Below are 3541 nucleotides of genomic sequence, written 5' to 3'. Positions count from 1 at the left end.
GCGGCATCAAGATCACCGACAAGCAAATCGCCGCCCTCGAAGCCACCCAACTGCACCGTCAAGGTGGTGGTGTCGAGGACCGCGTTCACGGTCAGTCCGGTGGATGTGGTTGTTGCCCTGAGGGTTCGATGACAACCTCATGGGATTCCAAGGGTCGTCCGCGCCAGTTGCGGCTGATCGCGGAGAACAGCCGGTGTTCGATCTTGTTCCATTTGGAGGTGCCCGGCGGCAGGTGGCAGACCGTGATGTCCAGTCCGGCCTCGGTGGCCAAGGCGGCAAGTTCGGTTTTCCACAACCGCAGCCGGGTCCCGATCCGGATGCTGCGGACACCCGATGCCCCCTGGCGATCAGCTCGGCGGCCAGCAACAACCGCCACGCCCGCTCGTCCAAATGCGGGCGGATCAACGACAAACGGGCAGCGACCGGATCGGAGTCCACAGCAGGCAGCGTCATACCACAAGTGTGGACAAACCAAACAGAAAAACCTAAATAATTACTGCGCGCCGCCTAAACGCACAAAACCACGGTGGAGACGGCTATGTAACTGGAACCCCTCGCTACAAGGCGCAGTCGGCGGTATCGGGCGACCGCCATATAAGCGGTGTGGACCAGACATTTAGCAGTATCCGGTTCCGCTTCGGCCATCCCCACTGGCTAGCGCACCTTAAGGCGGGGCAGTCCAGTGTTGTTGATGACGACGGGTCCACGCTGAGTGTTGATGCGTCTGACGACGGCATTTGGCTGCGGTATTCATCTGCGACCCCGGCCACACTGCGTCGGCTTGAGAAGAGGGTGGTAACGGGCTGCCTATCACTAGCCGAACTATCACTCGACCAGGATTTCGCCGCCCGAGACACCCAGGTTCGGATCGATGTTCGCGATCCTTGGCTTACGGTCCACGGACCCGGCGCCAACACACCCCCGAAGGAGTTCGACGGTGACAGTCTGTTGCTGCGCGAGGAACTCACCGTCGAGCGGTTCGCGAAATGGATTCCATTTAACGACACTCTGGACGGGCTTGCGTCTGCGGCCGCACGCCCGGTCAAGGCACCTTTGCAGACACAGGTTCTCGTAGTCACCGCCCTACTCGAAGGGCTCCACCGCCGCCTCTCCACCGCACCCGGGTCGCCGGTGCGTATGGGCCCCAACACTTTGGCTTTAGCCGCACTGTTGACCTGCGCGCATTACCTGCCGGTGGGCCGTTGCCGTGATGTTTTGGCCGCGTTGACCGCGATCGAGGTCTCAACGGGGTTCCTGGCCGCAATCCGCGGCCGCGCCGCCCGCCGGCTGGAGCGAAAATTCCAGGGCCACATGCAAAAGCTGCTGGCCAGCGCGCCGGTGCTACACGCTGATGAAACCCCAGGCCGCGCCAACGGAGCCCTGACTTACGTGCACGTCGCGTGCACCGAATACCTCACGCTGATGCACATCGGGGATCGCTCGGCGGCCACTATCGATGATGGCGGGGTGCTCTCCGAGTTCAACGGGGTGCTGGTCCGCGATGGCTACGCCGGCTATACCCACCTACCCGCCCTGCACGCCTGGTGCGCCGCCCATCTACTGCGCGACTTGCGTTCAATCTCTGACGCCGACCCCGACCACCAAACATGGGCGCTGGCCATGGCCCAGGTGCTCACCGACGCCCACCACGCCGCCATAGCCGCCCGCGACACCAGCGCCGACGCACTAACACCTGCGACGCTGGCACAAATCAACAACCACTACCTCGGCGCGATCGCCCTCGGCCGCGACGAAAACCAAGACCGCACCGGCGAACTGGCCGACAACGCACGCAGGCTAATCAAACGGTTCCGCCGCTACCAAGACATGATCTTGCGCTTTGTCGCCGACCTGACCGTGCCGTTCACCAACAACGAAGCCGAACGCACTCTACGACCCGTCAAAATCCAACAACGCACCTCCGGAGGCTGCTGGCGAACCGTCCAAGGACTCACTGACTTCGCCATCGTGCAGTCCTACCTCGACACCGCACACAAATGGGGCATCGACAAGCTCGACGCCCTCCAACAGCTCTTCACCATCGGCGCCTGGCTACCACCAGCCCTCACCCCCGGCTGACCAGCTGAATAGCTACAGGGCCAGGCCAAAAAGTTACTGGGCTTGGCATTTCCATATATATATACCCCTGCACGAATTAATGCCGTGGCGCAAACAGAATTGGTGGCGGTACCGCCGAAATAAGGGGGGGGTATGCGTAACCGTTTGAAGCCCCCTTTTTTTATTTTCGCAGGTAGATAGATTGCAGGCGACCGCTCGGTGGCTTTTTAGGGTTAGCCATATAACCGCAGGTCGCGATAGGGGTTGGGGGTACCAAGGGTACCCGTCGGTGCGGTCGTACTGGGAGAATTGGGACGCGAAGTTGGTCGCGCGCAACGCGAATGGTGCAGATCCCTTTAGAGCAAATCGGCAAAGACTTCTTTCTCCTCAGGCTTCCCGTAGCGGCTCACGAACCGCAGCGCAGTCGATCCATTTGCTGTTTCGATCGTGGGATCAGCACCGCGCTCGCGGAGCAGTCGCATGATGTGGAGGGCAGCGGGTGTGGTGTTGCGGACGGCGTTGTACAGCGGCGTCTCCCCCTTCGTGTTCTTGGCGTTGACGTCAGCGCCGGCATCCAGCAGCAAGCGAACAGCTTCCTCGCTTTCTCCTTTGGTCGCAAAGTGCAGTGGAGTGGAGCCTTCGTCGTCGATGGCGTTGACGTCGGCGCCAGCATCTAGTAAGCGGTGCGCGTTGGTCAGGATGAATTCCACTATCTTGAGATGGTTTTCGGCCTTCAGCTCTGGATCGGTTAGCGCTGCTGTGTGGTCCAGACCCACTGGCGCGTCAATCACCGCATAATGCAGCGGGGTCCGGCCCGCACGGTCGCGATCGTTCACATTCATCCTGCCTCCCTCGGTAGTTCGGATGCGTGGCTGAGGTTTCCTGGCGCGTCTTCGACCTGATAAAGCCCGGGGCGGTTGCAGTACTCGATGAGCTGCTGTCGGGTCCAGTGCTCCCGGATGGCCATGTCTCGGATGCGCCACCACTCCTGACCGCTGACGTGGCCGAGATGGTAGGTGGGATCGACGGGATAACGGATGCCGTCGGCGCCGAGGTAGTATTTGCCGTCCGCGCTCTTTGGAACCTGTCAAACCATTTGAGACGTGTCAGGCTGCGTGTTCTGTGTCGGTGTTCTCCTTCGGTGGTTCGTTGATCCAGGCTGCTTCGGGCAGCTTGGGTGGGGCGGGTTTGCGGCGGAACCGGTCGGGGTTCGCCGCGTAGGCGGCGGCGAGGGTTTCGGCGCGCCGGGCCCGGATCTCGATGGCGGTGCCGTCATGGATCGACGCCGCGGTATGCAATCCGATCCCGGAATGCCGATGCTCATGGTTGTAGTAATGAAAGAACTTGTCGCAGAACACTTCTGCTTGATCGAACGACGCGAACCGCTCCGGGAACACCGGGCAGTATTTCATCGTCTTGAACCCCGACTCAGAGTAGGGATTGTCATTCGACACGTGCGGGCGCGACAAGCTCCTTGTCACAC

3 protein-coding genes and 2 pseudogenes are annotated in these 3541 nt (G+C 61.3%); 1 reads left to right on the top strand and 4 read right to left on the bottom strand.

The window, feature by feature from the left end:
• Positions 1-71 precede the first annotated feature (71 nt).
• Positions 72-310: pseudogene (locus B4U45_RS28740) on the bottom strand (ISAzo13-like element transposase-related protein); the annotation flags it as partial.
• Between the two features lie 830 nt (positions 311-1140).
• Between B4U45_RS28740 and tnpC the strand changes: the two are divergent.
• Positions 1141-2079, top strand: a pseudogene (gene tnpC / locus B4U45_RS28735) (IS66 family transposase); the annotation flags it as partial.
• Between the two features lie 335 nt (positions 2080-2414).
• On the opposite strand, the gene B4U45_RS28730 reads toward tnpC, so the two are convergent.
• From B4U45_RS28730 to B4U45_RS28720, 3 genes are all read right to left on the bottom strand, one after another.
• On the bottom strand, positions 2415-2900 hold the full coding sequence (locus B4U45_RS28730) for an ankyrin repeat domain-containing protein (RefSeq protein ID WP_075545324.1): 486 nt from the start codon (positions 2898-2900) through the stop codon (positions 2415-2417).
• Positions 2897-3097, bottom strand: coding sequence for a GH-E family nuclease (locus tag B4U45_RS30655; RefSeq protein ID WP_082275201.1), 201 nt, complete (start codon positions 3095-3097; stop codon positions 2897-2899). Before B4U45_RS30655 ends, B4U45_RS28730 begins: the two co-directional genes overlap by 4 nt.
• A gap of 67 nt (positions 3098-3164) precedes the next feature.
• On the bottom strand, positions 3165-3541 hold a 377-nt coding region (locus B4U45_RS28720; protein ID WP_219859595.1), incomplete at its 5' end, for an integrase core domain-containing protein.

This window comes from Mycobacterium persicum (assembly GCF_002086915.1).
Classification (GTDB): Bacteria; Actinomycetota; Actinomycetes; order Mycobacteriales; family Mycobacteriaceae; genus Mycobacterium; species Mycobacterium persicum.
This window is presented reverse-complemented; position numbering and strand designations above follow the sequence as displayed.

What these genes read in the sequence shown, in the direction of transcription:
- B4U45_RS28730 (WP_075545324.1), bottom strand. Translation starts at nt 2,900, where the DNA reads ATGAATGTGAACGATCGCGACCGTGCGGGCCGGACCCCGCTGCATTAT.